The organism is Flavobacterium sp. P3_A6 (genome assembly GCF_056403035.1).
On sequence record NZ_JBFUGG010000001.1, the window covers coordinates 198,428 to 218,402 of the forward strand.

The 19,975-nt window shown below is 32.1% G+C and carries 22 protein-coding genes and 1 pseudogene; 3 read left to right on the forward strand and 20 right to left on the reverse strand.

Annotation, left to right across the window (positions count from 1 at the left end; all coding sequences use genetic code 11):
- Positions 1-61: 61 nt before the first annotated feature.
- The 5 genes and pseudogenes from AC1DVP_RS00865 to AC1DVP_RS00885 all read right to left on the reverse strand — a co-directional run bounded on the left by AC1DVP_RS00865 (position 62) and on the right by AC1DVP_RS00885 (position 3,245).
- Complete coding sequence (locus tag AC1DVP_RS00865; RefSeq protein ID WP_477181666.1) at positions 62-541, reverse strand: hypothetical protein; 480 nt, start codon at positions 539-541, stop codon at positions 62-64.
- Between the two features lie 176 nt (positions 542-717).
- Positions 718-798, reverse strand: a pseudogene (locus tag AC1DVP_RS00870) (N-acetylmuramic acid 6-phosphate etherase); the annotation flags it as partial.
- Between the two features lie 199 nt (positions 799-997).
- Positions 998-1,465: an OsmC family protein gene (locus tag AC1DVP_RS00875; protein WP_477181667.1), complete on the reverse strand. Its 468-nt coding sequence runs from the start codon at positions 1,463-1,465 to the stop codon at positions 998-1,000.
- A 199-nt stretch (positions 1,466-1,664) separates the two neighbouring features.
- On the reverse strand, positions 1,665-2,333 hold the full coding sequence (locus tag AC1DVP_RS00880) for a ZIP family metal transporter (RefSeq protein ID WP_477181668.1): 669 nt from the start codon (positions 2,331-2,333) through the stop codon (positions 1,665-1,667).
- Positions 2,334-2,480: 147 nt separating this feature from the next.
- On the reverse strand, positions 2,481-3,245 hold the full coding sequence (locus tag AC1DVP_RS00885; RefSeq protein WP_477181669.1) for a class I SAM-dependent methyltransferase: 765 nt from the start codon (positions 3,243-3,245) through the stop codon (positions 2,481-2,483).
- Positions 3,246-3,357: 112 nt separating this feature from the next.
- Between AC1DVP_RS00885 and AC1DVP_RS00890 the strand changes: the two genes are divergently transcribed.
- On the forward strand, positions 3,358-4,533 hold the full coding sequence (locus AC1DVP_RS00890; protein WP_477181670.1) for a THUMP domain-containing class I SAM-dependent RNA methyltransferase: 1,176 nt from the start codon (positions 3,358-3,360) through the stop codon (positions 4,531-4,533).
- 87 nt (positions 4,534-4,620) lie between these two features.
- On the opposite strand, the gene AC1DVP_RS00895 is transcribed toward AC1DVP_RS00890, so the two are convergent.
- The 8 genes from AC1DVP_RS00895 to AC1DVP_RS00930 all read right to left on the reverse strand — a co-directional run bounded on the left by AC1DVP_RS00895 (position 4,621) and on the right by AC1DVP_RS00930 (position 10,983).
- Positions 4,621-5,067, reverse strand: coding sequence for a hypothetical protein (locus tag AC1DVP_RS00895; RefSeq protein WP_477181671.1), 447 nt, complete (start codon positions 5,065-5,067; stop codon positions 4,621-4,623).
- A gap of 12 nt (positions 5,068-5,079) precedes the next feature.
- Positions 5,080-6,075, reverse strand: coding sequence for a thrombospondin type 3 repeat-containing protein (locus AC1DVP_RS00900; protein ID WP_477181672.1), 996 nt, complete (start codon positions 6,073-6,075; stop codon positions 5,080-5,082).
- Between the two features lie 102 nt (positions 6,076-6,177).
- The gene (locus AC1DVP_RS00905) at positions 6,178-6,774 is read right to left on the reverse strand and encodes a glycoside hydrolase family 19 protein (RefSeq protein WP_477181673.1); all 597 of its coding nucleotides are present in this window, start codon (positions 6,772-6,774) and stop codon (positions 6,178-6,180) included.
- 58 nt (positions 6,775-6,832) lie between these two features.
- The gene (locus AC1DVP_RS00910; RefSeq protein WP_477181674.1) at positions 6,833-8,083 is read right to left on the reverse strand and encodes a hypothetical protein; all 1,251 of its coding nucleotides are present in this window, start codon (positions 8,081-8,083) and stop codon (positions 6,833-6,835) included.
- A gap of 65 nt (positions 8,084-8,148) precedes the next feature.
- The gene (locus tag AC1DVP_RS00915) at positions 8,149-8,556 is read right to left on the reverse strand and encodes a hypothetical protein (RefSeq protein WP_477181675.1); all 408 of its coding nucleotides are present in this window, start codon (positions 8,554-8,556) and stop codon (positions 8,149-8,151) included.
- Positions 8,557-8,683: 127 nt separating this feature from the next.
- Entirely contained in the window at positions 8,684-9,220 is a 537-nt protein-coding gene (locus tag AC1DVP_RS00920; protein ID WP_477181676.1) for a TIGR02594 family protein, read from the reverse strand.
- Between the two features lie 8 nt (positions 9,221-9,228).
- Complete coding sequence (locus tag AC1DVP_RS00925) at positions 9,229-10,017, reverse strand: SPOR domain-containing protein (RefSeq protein ID WP_477181677.1); 789 nt, start codon at positions 10,015-10,017, stop codon at positions 9,229-9,231.
- A gap of 63 nt (positions 10,018-10,080) precedes the next feature.
- Positions 10,081-10,983, reverse strand: coding sequence for a hypothetical protein (locus AC1DVP_RS00930; protein ID WP_477181678.1), 903 nt, complete (start codon positions 10,981-10,983; stop codon positions 10,081-10,083).
- 323 nt (positions 10,984-11,306) lie between these two features.
- On the opposite strand from AC1DVP_RS00930, the gene AC1DVP_RS00935 reads away from it, so the two are divergent.
- Positions 11,307-11,543, forward strand: coding sequence for a hypothetical protein (locus AC1DVP_RS00935; RefSeq protein ID WP_477181679.1), 237 nt, complete (start codon positions 11,307-11,309; stop codon positions 11,541-11,543).
- A 70-nt stretch (positions 11,544-11,613) separates the two neighbouring features.
- On the opposite strand, the gene AC1DVP_RS00940 is transcribed toward AC1DVP_RS00935, so the two are convergent.
- The 5 genes from AC1DVP_RS00940 to AC1DVP_RS00960 all read right to left on the reverse strand — a co-directional run bounded on the left by AC1DVP_RS00940 (position 11,614) and on the right by AC1DVP_RS00960 (position 15,889).
- Positions 11,614-12,438: a DUF6048 family protein gene (locus AC1DVP_RS00940; protein ID WP_477181680.1), complete on the reverse strand. Its 825-nt coding sequence runs from the start codon at positions 12,436-12,438 to the stop codon at positions 11,614-11,616.
- Positions 12,410-12,949, reverse strand: a complete 540-nt coding sequence (locus tag AC1DVP_RS00945; protein ID WP_477181681.1) for a DUF6452 family protein — start codon at positions 12,947-12,949, stop codon at positions 12,410-12,412. The genes AC1DVP_RS00940 and AC1DVP_RS00945 overlap by 29 nt, the downstream gene beginning before the upstream one ends.
- An 11-nt stretch (positions 12,950-12,960) precedes the next feature.
- Entirely contained in the window at positions 12,961-14,373 is a 1,413-nt protein-coding gene (gene rlmD, locus AC1DVP_RS00950; protein ID WP_477181682.1) for a 23S rRNA (uracil(1939)-C(5))-methyltransferase RlmD, read from the reverse strand.
- A 186-nt stretch (positions 14,374-14,559) separates the two neighbouring features.
- On the reverse strand, positions 14,560-15,024 hold the full coding sequence (locus AC1DVP_RS00955; protein WP_477181683.1) for a hypothetical protein: 465 nt from the start codon (positions 15,022-15,024) through the stop codon (positions 14,560-14,562).
- Positions 15,025-15,310: 286 nt separating this feature from the next.
- Positions 15,311-15,889, reverse strand: coding sequence for a hypothetical protein (locus tag AC1DVP_RS00960; protein WP_477181684.1), 579 nt, complete (start codon positions 15,887-15,889; stop codon positions 15,311-15,313).
- Between the two features lie 387 nt (positions 15,890-16,276).
- On the opposite strand from AC1DVP_RS00960, the gene AC1DVP_RS00965 reads away from it, so the two are divergent.
- Positions 16,277-16,687, forward strand: coding sequence for an OsmC family peroxiredoxin (locus tag AC1DVP_RS00965; protein ID WP_477181685.1), 411 nt, complete (start codon positions 16,277-16,279; stop codon positions 16,685-16,687).
- 85 nt (positions 16,688-16,772) lie between these two features.
- On the opposite strand, the gene AC1DVP_RS00970 is transcribed toward AC1DVP_RS00965, so the two are convergent.
- A complete protein-coding gene (locus AC1DVP_RS00970) occupies positions 16,773-17,216 on the reverse strand; it encodes a hypothetical protein (RefSeq protein WP_477181686.1) in 444 nt (147 codons plus the stop codon).
- A gap of 198 nt (positions 17,217-17,414) precedes the next feature.
- On the reverse strand, positions 17,415-19,433 hold the full coding sequence (locus tag AC1DVP_RS00975; protein ID WP_477181687.1) for a M13 family metallopeptidase: 2,019 nt from the start codon (positions 19,431-19,433) through the stop codon (positions 17,415-17,417).
- Positions 19,434-19,975: the final 542 nt, after the last annotated feature.

Here is a 19,975-nt window from a genome sequence, read left to right on the forward strand (position 1 = left end):
TTACAAAGTTTTGATTAAATACGCGTTTTGTATCTATTCTTAATTTTTTGTGCAACTGAAATTATTTTATTTGTTGTCCTAATTTTTTAGCGACACTCTTTAATACGTTTTGTCTCGCCTTGTTTGTTCCAGCAAAATATCCGTACATAACAACTTTGCCACTAGGATCAATGACAGATAAACCAAAACTATTATAACGAAGGTTGTCGCTTGAACAGTAGTAATTTAGTTTAATTGAATAGATTGAATTTAAGTCGGTTATATTGAATATTTTCTGAAGATCGGTATTCTTGGAGATATCATTAAATGGATCTTTGTATTTTACTGCATTTGAAGCAGAAGCAGTTGAAACCATATTAAATCCTTCTGATTTTAAAAGATAATTCAAATCTTTTACTGTTCCAAGCGGATCTTCGTAATTACCTATTGATAATGTGGTTTGTTTTGTAAAGTGCTCACCATCCATAATTTTTAGTTTAAAACCGCAGGATGTTAAAAGGAAAAGTGATAAAATTGTTGTAATTCTAATTGTGTTTTTCATGCTTTTTGTAAAATGTTTTGTTCTGATGAGGAATAGCAAAGAATCCTTTATTAAGCAACGATAACGAAATGGGAAAAGATTTTAGTAAATAATACGACTCTTGTGTCCATGATCCATTAAAGCAATCATAATTATTGATAATTTGGCAATAATCTCGATTATGAATGTTTCTATTAGTTATTAAGTAATTCTTGAAGTGACATTTTTTCAAGATGTTCGTATTTGGATGATTGCTCAGTGGTTTTGGTAAAAGTCATTGTTTTTATGGTTCAAACGTGTAAAAGAAACACAGTTTATTTGTTATTGCAAACTTAAAAAAATTAATAGTAGCAACCCTGTTATATGATAAATTTTAGCCTCCTGCTTTAAACGTTTTCATTATTTGAATTATTAGTCATAACCTAATCAGTATCAATAATTTGTTTAATAATTATAAAAGAAAAAATTCAGTTGTCTTTAAGTTGTGCAACTAGCAAAATGAAAAATTTTGAAATTACAAGAATTAGCGATGAAACAAAGTTCATTTGCTTTGGCGTGAAGGCTTACGGCTTCTGTTATTTTTTCTTGTTGTTTGATTACAACTTTTGGATACAATCTTACTTCGATAAAACGCCCCGAGCCATTTTCCAAAACTTCAAGTGTTGCCTCTGCATCATCCTGATAAGAAATTACATCAATCCCGTTTTGAGAACAAACATACAAATACGACATCATGTGGCAGGAAACCACACTGCTCAACAATAAATCTTCTGGATTGTATAAACTAGGATCACCTTTGAATGCTTTGGCTGCCGAAACATTTAAAATATCTTTTCTTTCAATAGCAATCTGATGGGTTTTATGGTATTGTTTTGAGGAAGAAATTACTTCTTTTGGAATAGAATTCCAATTCAATTTTGCTTTAAATAAATGTTTAAATCCCATTTTTGATGTTATGTTCTGTTAAAGTTGTTTTAAGTACTAAGCTGCGTGAGGGATTAAAGTGGAGCTCTTTTTTTATCCCGTTTTTTACGGGATAAAAAAAAGCGGGAACGGAAAGCCCGACCCGTAGTTTTTACGGAGGGTCACGCCCAAATAATGATAGCTAAATTAATAGGTATTTGTTTGTAATTCAGTAAAATAACTATAAAAAACAAGCCAAAACAATTCCAATTACAATCATAGATACTTTGGCGATGTTGAATTTGTGTCCTTCACTGCTTTCAAAAATAATTGTGGATGAAATATGGAATAAAATACCAATAACTACAGCTGTTATCTCGGTATAATAATCATTCAATTGAGGTATAAAATCTGAGGCAACTGTACCTAGCGGTGTCATGACGGCAAAAGTAATCATGAAGAAAAAAATTGCATTTCTCTTGAGAGACGCATTGATGAAAAAGGTTGTCAAAATAATGGCAATAGGAAAGTGATGAATGGCTATTCCTAAGGCTAAATCGTGATGATGGCTTACAGGAAATCCTTCTAAAAAGGCATGAATACAAAGACTGATGAATAACAGCCATGGGATTTGGTACATTTTATCGTGACCATGCACATGGCCATGTTCTGCTCCTTTGGAAAAAAATTCTAATATAATTTGGAACAAAATACCCAACATTATAAAAACTCCAATATTATGATTGTGGCTTTCGTACACTTCCGGAAGTAAATGCATCACGGTAAGAGACAGCAAGAACGAACCGCTAAAAGCAAGCAATAGTTTTAGATTGGTTTTGCTTTTAGGCTTTAAAAATAAAGCTATGAAATAACCAAGAAGTACAGAAAGTAAGGGTAAAAGGTAGTTCATTTTTTATTGTTGATTCGTTGAACTGTTTATTTGTTTATTTGTCAAAAAACATTGATTTGTTAATTTGTATAAGCATTTAGAAAATTGTTGAAGCCTTCTTGACATTTTTTTCAATTAAACAGCTCAACAATTAAACGATTAAACAATTTACTTAAAAATCATAATTAATCTTTCGCTTTCGGTTTTGTGGAATTTTTTTAATTTATAATCCCCAAAAATATCTAATAGAAAGATACCAGATTCTTCCATCATTTGTTCAAAATCTTTAAGCGTAAGCGCTTTTACTTTTTCGGTGAAATGATAATGGTGACCTTGGTCATCAAAATCAATTTCTTTGTAAATATGTCCATCTTTTAAATAACGTTTAATGTGAAAGTCAATTGCATCTACGGTTTTTATTTCTTCGGGAACCAAAGTATTGAGAACATTGGTTACATTCATAAAATCGATTACAGCAAAACCATATTCAGTTAAGCTTTCTTTGATGGCTTTTAAAGTCGTTAAGTTATCCTCATCATTTTCAAAATAACCAAAACTGGTAAATAAATTGAAAATAGCATCAAACTTATCTTCAAAGACTTCCCGCATATCATGCACCTGAAAATGCAAAGTCGCGTTACTGTTTCTCTGTGCTTCTTTTATGCTGTTTTCGGATAAATCGGCACCAATGACATTGAAGCCTAATTGGTTTAAATAAATAGAATGTCTCCCTTTGCCACAAGCTAAATCCAGCACTTTTGCTTTCTCGGGAAGATTGAGATAATGCGTCAGATTGTCCATAAACAATTGAGCTTCTCTATAATTTCTCTCTTTGTAAAGTATATGATAATAAGGACTGTCAAACCATGAGGCAAACCAATTTTCTGGATTGGAATCATTGATTTGTGTTTTGTTATTTGCGGAATCGGACATTTATTCTTTTTCAATTAATTTAAGTCCCGCAAATTTAGTGTATTTTTGCAGAAAATATACTATTTCAAACCGTTTGGAATTTGGAATTTAAATGATGGAATTTATATAGAAGATGGAGAATTTTAAGATGATTGCCAAAACCTTTTTTGGTTTTGAGGAAATACTGGCAAAAGAATTGACAATGTTGGGAGCTCAGGATGTGGAGCAGGGGGTGAGAATGGTGAGTTTTAAGGGAGATAAAGGATTTATGTACAAAGCGAATTTGTCTTTGCGTACCGCTTTGAAAATTTTAAAACCGATTTATTTTTTTAAAGCAAGGGACGAACAATCGTTATATAAAGGGATTCGCGGAACGAATTGGTCTAAATATATCAATGCCAATCAGACTTTTGTGATTGATGCAACGGTGCATTCAGAGTACTTTAACCACTCTGAGTTTGTGTCTCAAAAATGTAAAGATGCGATTGTGGATCAGTTTCGTGAAAGAACGGGACAACGCCCTAGTATTGATAAAGCTTTTCCGGATTTAAGAATTAATATTCACATTGACAAAGATCAAGTATCGGTGGCATTAGATACTTCTGGGAATTCTTTGCACCAGCGTGGATATAGAACGGCTACAAATATTGCTCCTATAAATGAGGTTTTGGCTGCTGGAATTTTGTTGCTTTCCGGTTGGGATGGTCAAACGGATTTCTTGGATCCAATGTGTGGTTCTGGAACTTTCTTGGCAGAAGCAGCAATGATCGCCTGTAATATTCCTGCGAATATTAACCGAAAAGAATTTGCTTTTGAAAAATGGAATGATTGGGATAATGATTTGTTTGATAATATTCAGGATAGTTTATTGAAGCGTGTTCGTGAATTTCATTACACCATAAAGGGATATGATAAAGCACCATCTGCTGTTCAAAAAGCCAAAGACAACGTGAAGAATGCTAATCTGGATGAATATATTAAGATTGAAGAAAAGAATTTCTTCGATACCGAGAAAACATCAGAAGGGAAATTACATATCGTTTTCAATCCGCCTTATGATGAGCGTTTGGATATCCACATGGAAGAATTCTATAAAAATATTGGAGATACATTAAAGAAAAATTATCCAGAAACGAATGCTTGGTTTATTACAGGAAATCTTGAAGCATTGAAATTTGTTGGTCTAAAACCTTCCCGAAAAATTAAGCTTTTCAATGCCAGTATTGAAGCTAGATTGGTGAAATACGAAATGTATGAAGGAAGTAAGAGAACGAAGTTTCAAATTGTTCCAGATGGGGACACTGAATAATTAGTTTTAAACAAAATGTATAATCCCGATAATTGCTGTTTTAGAATAGTGGTTATCGGGATTTTTAATTTTTGCTTATTTCTTCAATTATGATGGTTCCTGTTTTTTGTTTTTGTAGAAGAAATAACCGAGTAAAGCAGTTAAAACCGGAAGAATGAAATTGAGTAATTTCCCTATTTTGTCTAGTGAAAGAAGGTATATTTCAAAGCATTTTTCTCCGCATTCGCTATTGTTCGGGACATTTACCAGGGTAATAGATATAAAAAGTAAATAAAGTACAGAAGCACCAACTGCTAGATAGAAATAAAGGTTGTCTTTTAGTTTCTCATTAAATAGATCTTTACTAAAAAATGAACTTCCCATGATTAAACTAAAAATTGAAGCCAAGTAAGTAGCAATCCAAGTTATTAATTTGGAACTGTCAACATCTTTATAGTTGCCAAAAATGATATGATAACCTATATACAGCATAAGTAAAAGGCCCCATATAAACCAAAGTGTAATTAGTGTTTTTTGTGCTTTGAAAAAATCCATAATGTATTGTATTTATTTTTTGAATAGTAACTTGATAGGCGTTTTATAATCATAATTATTGTTTTTGACTAGTTCGGCTTTGGCCATCCCAATTTTTTGGATTCTAAAAAGTTTTACAATAAATGAGTAGTCTTCACTAAATACGTTTTTAGAATCTTTAAATAATGTATTTAATTCAGTGATGGATCTCCAGTTGGTATCCAAAGCATCATCATTGTAATATCTTAAAAATTCAGTTTCACTGAAAGTGGTTTCGCCTTCTTTTCCTTTTTTTGTTATAAAAAGAATATAAAACTGGGAGTATCCTTTTTCCACGCAAGTGAAATCGAACCATTTGCAACCGTTATCATTAGTGTTTTGACCGTTTTTAATTAGTTTTCCATCTTTGGTTACACATTGTTTATTGGTTATGATTCCAAAGCTACCATCCTCCAAATAGAAATATTTATATTCGCCTTCCTCCAAGAGAAGTTTACTGTTTAGGACTTTAATAATTTTGTTGTTGCAATTTAATAGCGAAGCTTTTCTATTTAAAAAGGAACTTAAATAGACGGTTGCTGTAGGTTTTAGTCTTTGAAAATATTCTAAATATGCTGGTGTAGGAAGGGCATTTCCAACTACTTCAGGACAACCTCCACTAGATATTGTCCCTGATGTGTCGGGGCAACGATCTATATTGTCAGTTATTCCATCTCCATCAGTATCTAGCCATGGGCAGCCAAGGTTATCTTTTGATCCAACTATGGTGGGACATTTGTCAAATTCATCAGGAACACCATCATTGTCGATGTCAAGACATCCATGTGCATACATTGAACCATAAATATTAGGGCAATAATCGTCTTTATCTATGATCCCATCTTTGTCAGTATCCAGTAATCCATTATTATAAAGGCTGTCTAGCTGTTTTTTTAAAATGCTTACTTCCTGTTCTTTGGCTGCATATTGTTTTTTTGAGACACAAGAGAAAAATAATAATAAAATAGTTAATGATAATATTTTTTTCATAATATTTTTTTTAAAAAAGGAATATTGAAAAGAAAAATGAGCCCAATTTTAGGACATTAAATTCTTTCATCACTTTTTGTAATCGATTTATAGAGCTCATTTTTAAACGGTATGGCTAATAGCTCCATAATATTTCAAAGCATAGTCTTTTATTAAATCCCATTTATCTGTACCATTGATTATTTTCCGGGCATTTTTCCAGTCTTCGGTCGTTGAATTAAAAAAATTGGAGAGTTTTACGCCTGTAAACCAACCTTCGGTCATGCCATAAAACATGATTTTGGTAGCATCGGAAAGTTCCATAACTCCTGTGGCATTGTGAAGAAAATCTTTAGCGAGTTTTTTCCCGGCTTTATCGTAGTTCTCATACCAAGTGAGTTGGACAAAACCACGACCATAAAACAATTCAGCAGTATCCGAATAAGGTATTCTTTTGCCGTTTTTGTCTTTTGTCATTTTTAATCGGCTTCCATAAGGAAGCCCTTTTCCCTTTCCCCATTCTTCTATGGGCTGCATGGTGCGTCCGGTTTCGTGATGAGCAGTGGCAAGCATATAGGCAAGCCAGCGGTCGTCGTTTTTAGAATAGTTGGCTTCCCATTCATCTAATATAGTACTTACCCCACTTACCTGTTTTGTGTTCATATTGCCTCCAAAAAGGTTGAGTCTAATCTGGTCAAAGAAAAATTTTTTGTTAATCATGATTGTTGGTTTTTTTTGGATGTTATTTATAAGTTTGTTTTTTAGTTTTGCTTCTTTCTCAATTCGGTTTTAATAAAGATTTTCCAAATCCATAGTTTATTCCAAATAGGGTAAATAGATTATTTTCATTTCCAAAATTAGTTCCATAAGCTCCTGTTAGATATAAGCCATCATCGATTTTATATTGTAATGAACCCACTCTTCTTTCACTATTTAAACTGATATCATTTGAATAATCACGTTTTAAATATTCAAAAGAAATGGATAAATCTTTAATGGAATATTCAATTTTAAAACCAAGATCAAATGCATTGTTTCTCTCAAATACATCCAAAGTACCCTCTTCTAATCTATTATCGCTTATAAATCGGGTACATAGCATTAAGGTGAGATTATCATTTAGTTCAGTTTGATCAAAGCTAAAAGCATTCAATGTGGCATTCATCCATAAACCGCTTCTATTAAACCGCTTGTTTTTGGCTTCATTGCCTGGAAATGCTTCAGAGTATGCAAAAGCGACATCAACTTGAAATAAAGGTAAATCGTCTAGTTCCTTTAAATAATTTTGAACCAGAGTATCTTCTTTAATATTTGTTTCTAATAAGTTGGGTGCTTGATTTTCGAAATCATCCAATTTTTTATTGATGAGCGCTCTGTTTGCAATAGCATTTATGTATTCGGTATTAATGCTATCTTTTATTGTATTATTTGTTTCATTTTTTAATTTTGAATACAGTTTTCTTATTTTATTATCTGCATTATTTAATTCTATATCAAGAGATGCAACATCTTTTTGATTAGGACGCAATTTGCTCATTCTTTCTGATATATTAAACAAAGCATTTTTTAATTTTTGATTTTGTTTTTTGTTTCTATAAGTTATTAGATTTGTTTTTAAACCAAAGGCTATATAGTTTGTGTTTTTAATTAAACTTCCTGAAGTTGAATCACTAAAAACAGAAGCTAAGGAGATACTCATCTTATTAAATATTCCTGTATATGCATTCGATTTATCACCTTCATTTATATTTAAATATTGTGATGCAGTAGCATTTTTAGGTTTAAAATACCAATAAGGCGTTACTTCTAAAGCAAAGTTTTGCGGAAGCGCAGTGCCGCTACTGGTTAAACTCATTAAACTTGCAGCAAATGCTTTTGGGTTTGCTGGTCTATCTATAATATTAGGAGCTATATCAAGAATTTGAAAACCAGGAGAATTGAGATTTTTTAAATCTTTAAGTTCAATGTTTTGAGCTTTTAAAGAAAATATACTCCATAGTGCTACTATCATTAAGTAATTATTTTTCATATAATTAATGTTTGTCAGTAAAATATGACTTTGTTGTTCTGGATTAAGAGGCTTTTTTTTGTTAGTTATTCAGATATTAAATTAATCCTTTTCGTTACAATTATGGTTTCTCCACTGAGACTTTTCTTTTTTTCAGTTGGAAGTAATGTATAAGGATTTTTTTGATTTGGTTTTCCTCCTTCTAAATAGTAATGGATTTCTAGATCTTTAAAACAATTTTCCCAAGCTGATTTGGGAATTTTTGTTAGTACTATGTCAGTTTCAATTTTTATAGTGCCTCCATTTAATTTTGAATCGATTCCTAAACTGGTTTTACTTATTAGTCCTGCTCCATTTGTGGAAAAGCCTTTATTAAAGATACTGCCGTCAATTATTAATTTTACTTCAGTAACTGCAATGCCATGGGTTGAAACTGTTACCGTTATAAAAATTTCTTTTCCGTCATTACCAATAAAATAATTTTCATTTTCCATAATTTTTATAATTTAAATTTTTATTTGTTTTAATTGTTTTTTTAAATTTATAAGAGTTTAATATCAGTGACTGTAATTCAAAATTTATTACAATGTTTTTTCGATTCTTAGAAACATTAACGGTTAACTATATTTCACTTTGGCTGATTTCACCAACCGGACTGAGATTTATTTGTCTGACATTTTCAGGCTGATTGATATAATTAGGTCTTCTTGCAACTAGTACTTTTTTTTTCTCTTTTCGAACAATGCATACTTTATCGGATTGATTTCCTCCTAAAATATGATAACACTCAGCATCTTCACCAATATAGAGTGCTACATGTCCATGCCCGTTTTCAACCTTAAAAACCAGTATATCACCTAACATTGGTTTAATTGTTAATCTTCCAAAAGTACTCCAGTTTTGTGCCCATAAAATATCCGCAGGTAATTCTTTATTAGCTCTTCTTGCAATTATTCCCATAAATAATCCGCACCATGGAACAGAATCAGCAGAATAATCTTTTTTTATTGTTCCGCCAATTTCATTTGCCCAACTCATGATTTGCTGGTTGTTTTGCGACCCTATTTTTTCTTCTGTTCCAAATAATTTAATTGCTTCAAGCAACATTTTTGGTCCAGCTTCCTCTTCTAGCCATTTGTATTTTTCGGGTAGTTTCATTTTTTATATTATTTACAAATTAAACATTCATCACCATTTTCTAACTGACGGCACCAACTTTTTTTATTAACGATATAGGCTGTTTTATTGATTTTTTCTTTTACTTCTTTTAAATATTTATCTGCTTCGGTTTTTGAAGAATAACCAATAAGCACAGTTCTAAATGAATTTCCTTTTTTAATGATTGTAGAATTAGCATTAATTTTAATTGCTTTTTCAAGTTCAAAATTAGCATCCTTTATTTTTGGATCACCGCCTGCAACAATATACCATTCATCGTCATTATTTATATTTGTCAATGGATTTTCAAATAATTGTACTTTTTCTTGATTCTCTTCACGCTTAATTAACTGTTCTTTTGTAATATTTGTGAGTGTGTCATTCTTTAATGCTTGTTGAGCTTTTAAATATTCATTATAATCTTTTTGAACTTCTTTATAATAATTAGTCCAAGAATCTTTCATTTCTCCGCTTGGAGCAACAATTGAAAGATATTTTGAGAGTTGCAATCTTCCTTGACCATTAACATCTTTTACTTCTTGAGCATATTTGCCAAAGTATTCGAGTTCTTTAACATCTTGTTCCCTTTCCTTGAATAAATCGGTAATTATTAATGCGACTGTCCCTATAGCAGTTGTAAATACTACAGTCTTGAAAAAATCGATAAGCTTGTCAATTTTTTCTGGCTCTAAAGTGTCTTTTTTAAGAAATCTGTAAATAATAACTGTTGAAATTATTGAGATTAGGATAAAGACTAAATAAAGATAAAATGAAATTGTTCCTGTATTTGTAAACATGTTTTTACGTATTTATAGTTAATAATATTTTGATTATGTTTTTGTTATAAAATGTATTCATTCCTAAATCTTTACAAATTCACCACTTCCAGCATCATATTTCATTGAGAACTTCCCTAAATCTGTCAGTTTTTTTATGGTGCTTCGTACTGTATTTATTCTGGGCTGATAATTTGTATTGCCTATTGTGCATAAGTTAGAAAAGGCTTTGTCATAATTACCATTGGTATTAAGAGCTAATGCAATTCGATCACTTTTGCCTCTTCCTTGGTGGCGTATATCACAAATCATTTGGCATACATTTGCCGGTACATTATTTAATCCATATCGTTTATGATAGGATTTCATATTGTCTTTATACATATCAATCGCGGTTGCAACTTGTGTTTTTCTGTGATTGGGGTCATTTGTTGCCCAGTGGATAAATCTTGCCGCACATATCAATTCTTGATTTTCTACATCATTTAGCGTGGGATTGAGGTAATCCATCAAAGCTTGGGAACTGGAATCATTTTCTAAAGGAGAAAGTACCCCACTAGAGGATTTAAAAAAAATCTGGTTATTGGATAAAATCAATTTTGGCAAATATTCAGATGCATTAGGCAACTGTAATAGCTTTCTTAAAAAGTTTACAAAATCGCCATTTGGCACATGCGCTCCATATTGCATAAAAGTAAAAGTAAATTGTGCCCTGTCATAAGTATTTAAGCATGTGAAAGAACCTGAACTTTCTGCCATGGCAGTCGGAAAAATAAAATAAGCCCAAAACCCATAATCTTTGACGTAATCTTCGGGTTTATAAGTCAGTCCAGAAGTAATGGTTGTGTTGAACAACCCAACATTTCCTTCATATCTGGTTTTACTGCAGATATTGAATTTTGCTTCAGTTGAATTAAGGCGTTGTGCATTGAAAGTTGTTCTTCCGTTTGGTGTCACTGTGCTAGTAATAGAAAAATCAATTGCCATAGTATGTTTTTTAAAATTTAAGTAAGTTTAAGTACTAATTTTAATTTACTGATGACTGAATTTGAATGCAATTATAAATTTTGGGGTACTAATTTGTGTTTTATTCAGTTGTAAATTAGATATTTATGGTTTCATTATTTTGGGTAGGCATAAAAGTAAAACAAAAAACATTAGAAAAAATATTTAAGTTAATTATTATTAAATTAAAAAATATTGAGAGAAATTTTAAATCTTTTTTTACTTAGAGAGATAAAAAGTATATTTTTTTGAGAAATAACTAGATTTTCAATTAATTTTGGAAAATCATATTTAAACACAATAAAATGTCAAAATTACAAGTAAGAGCATTTTTATACAATTTGGGCTGTTTTGCTATATTGTTTATCACATTTCGTTATTTGGTAGCACAATACACCAATTTGTCTGGTTTTTGGATTCCAATGACAGCCTTTATAGCAGGAACTCTTTTAGCTCCAAAATTTCAAGCAGCCAAAACCAAAGATGGTGAAAAACTATTCATGTCTTGGTTATTTGTAAAAGGAATTAAGGAGATAGGATAATAAAAAAAAAGGAGCAAAATTGAATATCATTCATTCAATTTTGCTCCTTTTTATGGATTTCATTTTAGGACTATTTCTTAGGCGCTGGTTTTACAGGGATTACTTTTTTCTTGTAAATTGGAATGAAATAAGAAATAGTATAATTAAAACCGGCTCCAAAATTACCATCATACGTCTTGTTAAAACCAGGAATATATAGGCTGTCAAAGCCTTCTGGCTTAGAATTGGTAACCAAAACTTTCAACTGCAAAGAAAATCCAACATATACATTATTAAAAACTTTAACATTAATGCCTGGTGAAACTTCTAGCCAGCTAGCTGTTAAGCCATCATATGATTCTCCCGATTCAATTCCTGATGTTTGCCCATAATAAGGATGTGGATTATAGATAGAGTAGGTATTTAATTTTTCATTAAAAGCACTAAATCCATAACGGACTCCCAATGTGATTAGGTTTTCCATATCCAGCCAATTAGTATAAGCATTGTAATTGAATCCCACTTTGAGATAGGCTCCCGTAGAGGTTGTATTTAATAAAGGATCGTCCACAGTAACGTCTTCACTGCCTACCTCGCCATATGCGTAATATTTTTTTGTTAATCGGTAGTCGCCAACAAAAGCTATCCCTTTATAATTGGAATCATAAAAAGATCTTGCTACTTTAAAGATATCGACACCAAGAATCAAACCATATCGGTCTGTTTTTGGTTTTATAGTATCAGTTTGTGTCTGTAGTTTTTTTTCTGGAGCCTTTTCTGTTGTTGTTCCATTTGCTCCCTTAACTATTACTTTTGGAGCACCATCTGTAGTGGCAGTTTTTTTTTCTTGAGCCTGAACAAATAACAATGAAAGCAAAAAGAAAAAACTAAAAATATATTTGAATGATTGTTTCATTTTCGAATTGTATGTTTTTTTTCTTTACTATCACATATTTAATCCACATTTGATCTGCTGGTGCTGCATCTGTTAATGTGAAAGGATTTTGTTCGTCCAAATCGAAAATGGTTTTAAACCCACAAGCTCTTGAAACATATATATTTTGTCGAGTATATTTAAACTCAAAATTATCTTCGTTTACAAGCAACGGATTTTTGTTGCCGTAATTGATGATGAATTTGTATTTCACAAGATCAGCTTCTGTATTCAGCGGAAGCAATATGCTGTTTTGGTTCGTTACGTATTTTAAGTCTCCTGTTGCTGATGGAGACAAAACCACTCCTTCAGTCATGCCTTCACCAATTACTTTTAAATTAGTAACATTTTTTAAAGCATTAGCATTGTTATAGTCAAAAAACTGAATTAACATTCTTGGCGTAGTGGGAGTAGTTGGGTCGCAAATATCATCGGGTTCACAACTGGAAGAAGCGAAACCAAGAATCATCAAAAAAGCAAGTATTTTTTTCATGTAGTAAGGGCTTATCGTCTTTCCAAAAGTACAACATTTTCAACGTGATGCGTTTGCGGGAACATATCCACCGGACGCACTCGCGTGACCTTGTATTTTTCGTCCATCAAAGCTAAATCTCTAGCTTGAGTAGCCGAGTTACAGCTCACATAAACCACTTTTTGAGGTCCGATTTTCATGATTTGCTCTACAACATCCTTGTGCATTCCGTCACGGGGTGGATCAGTGATAATGACGTCTGGGTGTCCGTGCTGCGCAATAAAAGCATCATTAAAAACCACTTTCATATCCCCAACAAAGAATTCGCAGTTATTAATGTTATTGCGTTCAGCATTGGCTTTTGCATCTTTTATGGCATCTGGAACACTTTCTACACCGATTACTTTTCTCGCTTTTTTAGATACAAATTGAGCAATCGTTCCTGTTCCTGTGTATAAATCATAAACAATTTCATTACCGGTAAGTCCAGCAAAGTCTCTGGTTATTTTGTATAACTCATAAGCCTGATCCGAATTGGTTTGGTAAAAAGATTTAGCATTAATGCTAAATTTTAAGCCTTCCATTTCTTCCAGAATGTAATCTCTTCCTTTATATAATTTGATATCAGTATCATACAAAGTGTCGTTTGCTTTATTGTTAACAACATATTGCAAAGAAGTAATTTGAGGGAATTTCTCGTAAAGGTGATCCAGAATCAATTCTCTGTTGGCTTTGTCATTTTCAAAAAACTGAATCAAAACCATTATTTCACCAGTCGAAGCTGTTCTAAGCATCAAAGTTCTCAATAAACCTTCATGAGCTCTAGGGTTAAAGAAAGTCAAGCCATGCTCGTTTGCAAAAGCGCGGACTTCATTACGGATGGCATTTGATGGATCTTCCTGCAAATGGCACTTGTTGATGTCTAGGATTTTGTCCCACATTTTTGGAATATGGAAACCAAGTGCATTTCTATTTCCTAAATCTTCTTCGCTTCCAATTTCAGCTTCAGTTAACCAACGGCTATTGGAAAACGAAAATTCCATTTTATTTCTGTAAAAAAACTTTTTTTCAGAACCAAGAATCGTTTCAAATTCAGGAAGTTCAATTTTACCAATGCGCTGCAAATGATTTTTTACCTCATTTTGTTTAAAGAAGAGCTGTTGGCCATAATTCATATTTTGCCATTTGCATCCGCCGCAAACACCAAAATGTTCGCAGATTGGGTCTACGCGATGCTCCGATAATTCATGAAAATGAACTGCTTTACCTTCATAGTAAGCTTTACGCTTCTTGAAAGTCTGTACATCCACTACATCTCCGGGAACTACATTGGGGATAAAAACCACTTTTCCATCGGGAGCTTTTGCCACCGAAACGCCTTTTGCGCCTGCATCAAGGACTTTTATTTGATGAAAGACAACTTTGTCTGTATTTTTCTTTGCCATAGCGCAAAAATAAGGCTTTGGATTTATTTATAGTTTTTAATTTTAATTTTTTTAATAAAAATAAAGTCAAGTTTTCAGTTGCAGTTTTCAGTTTTCGGAAATAAATTCATTTTTCAAACTGCGCTGGTAAACTTTTTTACTAATTCCAAGCTTGTAAAGTGAAAATTGCGACTGCAAACTGAAAAATTACTCAAATTCATCCTTCCAGTCTTTGGTCATAATCGCCGAAATTTTATTTTCTAAGTTCATCGTTACCCGAAGTTCCTTATTGGCTTTGGCATAATCAAAATGTGCTTTGAATCTGAAAATGTTAGTATTATCAGTTTTATTTGGAACCATTTCCACAAATTCAAGATCTTTGAAAGCTCCATACTTCAGGCTATATTTTGCCCCAATTTGTTTATCTTTTTTTTCAGTAGAGTTAGCAATAACCTTATCTGTAGCTTCACTTTTCGAGAAGGGCTTGAACTTAGAGGTATTACAGGTCATCAAAATTCTTTTTCCCAGTTCGTAAGCTTTGTTTTTCTGACTTGCTTCTTCTGCATTCATTTCTGTAACAGCAACATTTCGGCCAATTAATTTACCATTTATGTTTTTAGTCTTACAGCTATAAAGTGCTAGAATACAAATTATTAAAAATGCTTTTTTCATAGTTCTATAGTTTTTATAGGAACGGAATATTTGGAATTAAAGTATAAAAGCAATATTACAGTTAGTGCCTAATCCCGCCTTCCGCTGTAAATCTTCATTATGGAAACAATTCCACTAAGCCAGTAAAGGAGCTTCTGCTGGTCGCTTTTTACTGGCAAGTGTCATTTGCTTCCATAATTCTGGGTTTTTCGCTTTAAACGAAGTTCACTGAACTCCGATTAAAATAATAGCTCAGCGAAGTAATCGGGGGCAGGGATTTACCAAATATATTCTAATTTAGATTCGGCTAATTCATAAAAGATATTAGTGTTTTTTTTCCATTCTTTTGAATGAAAACTCTTTTGACAGGATCAATTAGTGCCTTTTTATTTGAATTTTCTTCATGTATTAAGGTACTATTATAATACAGCTTCTCAATATAAGCATAAAAACCATCAGATGTTCCAATAGCATCTTTTGTAAATTTAAACTTTACGTCTAGAGTATCTGTATCAGTTTCTGAAATTCTCACAAAAATTTTGTTTTGTTTAATTCCCTTTTTGCCTGTTATGACAGTATTCCAGTAGTATTTTTGTATAGCCGAATCATATTCTATACTCCCTCCATTATAAAAGTATTTCTTTGGATTATTATCATTTTTAGGAGGAAGAGTTATAGGAGTATATTTTCCTTCATAGGCAATAGGTAAAATTATATTATTGTTTAAGTCCAGTAAATCGGCGTTTGTTGGATTGCTAAAATAAAATTGCAATTGATTTGCTCTAATAAAAGGTTCGGCAGTTTCTGGATTTGGTTCATCTTCATTAGAACTGCAGCTCATTAAAATGATGCCAAAGATCATCGTAAGCAAAGATTGTTTTTTCATACGTAGTTTTTGTTAATTAGATGACTTTTTGATAAAAGGCCGCTTTATTTTTTAAATTTATCTAATAATAGTTTTCTTTTAGAGTACAAAAATGTGAATGAAACAGGTATGTAAAATTTTTGGAGCAGAAATTGTCGAATAATTGGTACAGCAGTAAACTTTGAATTAGAGATTGTAATAATTTGCTTTTTAACGATCAGGTTATTTTTATTATAAAAATAAAATCGCTTTTATTTTGTAAACCACTGTGTTACAATGTACAATTTATTTTTAAAATATTTCAAAAATGTTTTAAAGATGTATTATATTTTAGTTAAATAAATTTATTTCTTACATTTTTTTTTACTAAAAAACTTAAATTTGATTAAAATCAATAAATTTATAATTATGAAAAGAAATGCAACCGCAGTCTGGAATGGTTCCTTGAAAGAAGGAGCTGGGAAATTAACAACCCAAAGCAAAACATTAGAAAATACTCAATACTCATTTAAATCCCGATTTGATGAAGGCATAGGCACCAATCCCGAAGAACTTGCCGCAGCAGCACATGCGGGATGTTTTACCATGCAGCTTACCGCTTTTATTAGCGAAACAAGTGCTGTAATTGAAAGCATAGAAACAAAATGTGATATCAGTTTGTTAGAAGGCACGATTAATAGTTCTCATTTAACGGTCAATGCTAAAATTGAAGGAATCTCAAATGAAACATTTCAAGAATTAGTTACTAAAGCCGAAAAAAACTGTCCGATTTCAAAATTATTCAATACCGAGATTACAACAACAGCTAATCTGGCCTAATAATGCTGAGGTAAAATATCAAAAAGGTTCGGTTTAATATTCACCGAACCTTTTTGCATTTTTTTTCAATTTATTTTAATGAAAATTATTCTTTCTTTTTAATCCATTCATAATTGACAATGGATAAAAAGTAAAAAAAGCTGTCTGCGGTTATTTTGCCAAAAATAATTCCGAGGAAATAATTACCTGTCAATACAGGCATCCAATACATGCAGGACGGACGAATAAAAAAGAAATCCAAAACCGCGGGGTACCCAAATTCAAGAAATAAATCGCGAATCAAAACAGTAATTTCTTTGAGAGAAACGTCTTGGTCTTTTAATTTCTTCTTTGTTGACAAGTCTTTATAAGATCTGTAAACCATAACGCCATAAAAAGCAAAATATTCGGCAAACGTAATAATATAGGCAGTCGTCAGTCCGTTAAAAATCCTGCTGCATTGTGAAGCTAACAATGCCGCGCTGGTAGCTGCTAATTCCGAATATTTATATCGGTCAAACCATTCTTTAAAATTAGACTTATTGAACATTCTGTTTTACTTTTTTAAACCAGTTTTTAATAATGTTTGGTATTTTAAAACTTTCACGAGCGTTTGAAATGTGTTTTTATCTGAAAACCGAATTTAATGATTTTATTGTTTGTATCTAAATTAAGCAGTTGACAAGAGAGAATAAAAAAACCGTCTATTGTAGACGGTTCCTTATATTTTTTGTCAATCCTTAATGGTTTACCAAATTTTTACCCTTTTTTCTGGAGCGAGATACAATTTATTAGTTGGTTTTACATTGAAAGCTTCGTAGAATTCGGGTACATTACGGACTACACCATTGACTCTGAATTTTGCCGGCGAATGAGGGTCAGTTGCTATTTGCTGGCGCAATGCTTTTTCTCTGTATTTTTCTGACCATACTTGTCCCCAGCCAAGAAATACACGCTGAATTCCTGTGTAGCCATCTAAAACAGGAGCTTCTTTTCCATTTAAAGACATTTTGTAGGCTTTGATTGCAATACTTAATCCGCCAAGATCGCCAATGTTTTCACCAAGGGTATAAGTACCGTTTATATTTAAATCAGGAAATGCTTTGAAAGTGTTGTATTGTTCTACCAAAGCGTTTGTTTTTGATTTGAATGCTTTTAAATCAGCAGGTGTCCACCAGTTTTTCATTACGCCGTCTCCGTCAAAAGTACTTCCTTGATCATCGAAACCATGTCCGATTTCATGTCCGATTACTGCGCCAATACCGCCATAGTTTATCGCATCGTCAGCATTCATGTCAAAAAAAGGAGGCTGAAGTATAGCTGCTGGAAATACAATCTCGTTTAGTGTAGGATTGTAGTAAGCATTCACCTCTTGTGGATTCATTTCCCATTCAGTCCTGTCTACTGGTTTTCCTAGTTTGTCTAGATTTCGCTGGTATTCAAATGCTGTTGCTCTTTCTGTATTTCCGTATAAATCTTTTTTGTCGATGGTCACTTTAGAATAATCTTTCCATGTGTCTGGGTATCCTATTTTAATCATGAATTTGTCCACTTTTTTAAGAGCTTCTTTTTTTGTTGCTTCACTCATCCAATCTAACTTCTTGATGCTTTCTGCATAGGCTTTTAATAAGTTTTTGACCAAAACAGTCATTTTTTCTTTAGCTTCCGGAGAAAAACGTTTTTTAATATATACTTTACCCACGATTTCGCCCAAACCGCTGTTTACTCTGCTTACTGCACGCTCCCAGTCTTCTTTTTGTTTTTCGGTTCCGTACATTGTTTTACTGTAGAATTCAAAGTTTTGATTGTCAATTTCTGTAGTTAAACTGTTAGCTGCACCATGTATAACACCCCATTTTAGGAAAGTTTTCCAAGTGTCTATTGGTGTCGTTTTGATAATATTGTTTAAGCTTTTTGTAAATTCTACTTGGGTTACAATTAATTTTTTTTCTTTGTTAAAACCAGATTCTTTTAGCATGGCAGACCAATCAAAGTCAGGCATTAAAGTCTTTAAATTGGTTACGGGATAAGGGTTGTATAATTTTATCATGTCCCGGGTATCTTCTTTCTTCATTTGGCTTGTGGCCAATGTAGTTTCGAGTGCCATGATTGTTTTAGCTTTTTCTGTAGGATTTTCTAAACCAGCTAATTTTAGCATGGCTTCAACGTGTGCTATATATTTAGCTCTTATTTCTTTCATTTTAGGATCAGCAGAAAGGTAATAATCTCTGTCAGGTAATCCTAAACTTCCTTGCCAAGTGATGACAGTATATTTGGTTGGATCTTTAAAATCAGTATAAACAGAAAGAGATAAAGGAGTATTTAGGCCTAAGCGATTAGCACGACCAAAATAAGCAGCTAAGTCGTTATAGTTTTTAATTACATCTATTTTTGCAAATTCAGGCTGAATAGGAGCGGTGCCTCTGCTGTCTCTTGTTTTTCTGTCGGTGAATGAAGCGTAATAATCACCAATTTTCTGCTCGTCGCTGCCATTGGCATTATTCCCTTTTGCAGCTTCTTCAATAATGGTTTTTACGTCTTTTTGCGATTGATCATACAATATGTAACCAGCTCCATAAAAAGCTTTGTCTGCAGGTATTTGAGTTTTTTTTTCCCAATTGCCATTTACAAATTTGTTAAAATCATCCCCTGGCTTTACTAATGTATCCATGTTTTTTTTGATGATACCTGAGGTAAGGTCTTCTTTTTTCTGACAGGATGCCGTTGCTAGTAAAATGCTTATACAGGCTATTGTATAGTTTCTCATGTAATTCTGGTTTTAATAAATAGTTAATATAATTTTTACGGTGGATATTTGAAACTTAAATAAATCAGACAGTATTGATAAACTGAAATTTAAAATCTTGATTAATGAAAATATAACATATATATCAAATGTAGTGATAATTATTTGATCTATTTAGAGTTTAGGTACTCTTTATCTTATGAATTAGAATTTAATACCGATGTTGAGAAAAAATATTTTGTGCAGAAGTTTTATAATACTTTCCGAATAGGTTTGTTTCATAGTATTATATATTAAATAGGTTTATCCAGAATGGGGATAACCTATTTAAAGAATTGTGTTTGTTGTACTGGTATTAATTTTGGATCTTTTTTGATTGAGGCCTTAAATGATTAAGCCTATTCCTAAAAAAGATTCGAACAGAGTAATCAGTGATAATGCATTTGAATCTTTAGTAAATTAAAATGATCAGTCTTGCAGGTTTTATGTCTGTCAAAATAAATATATGAGATTTGAGTTCATAGTATTTTATTTTAGGTGTCTTTTTTCAATTGTTATGCGTT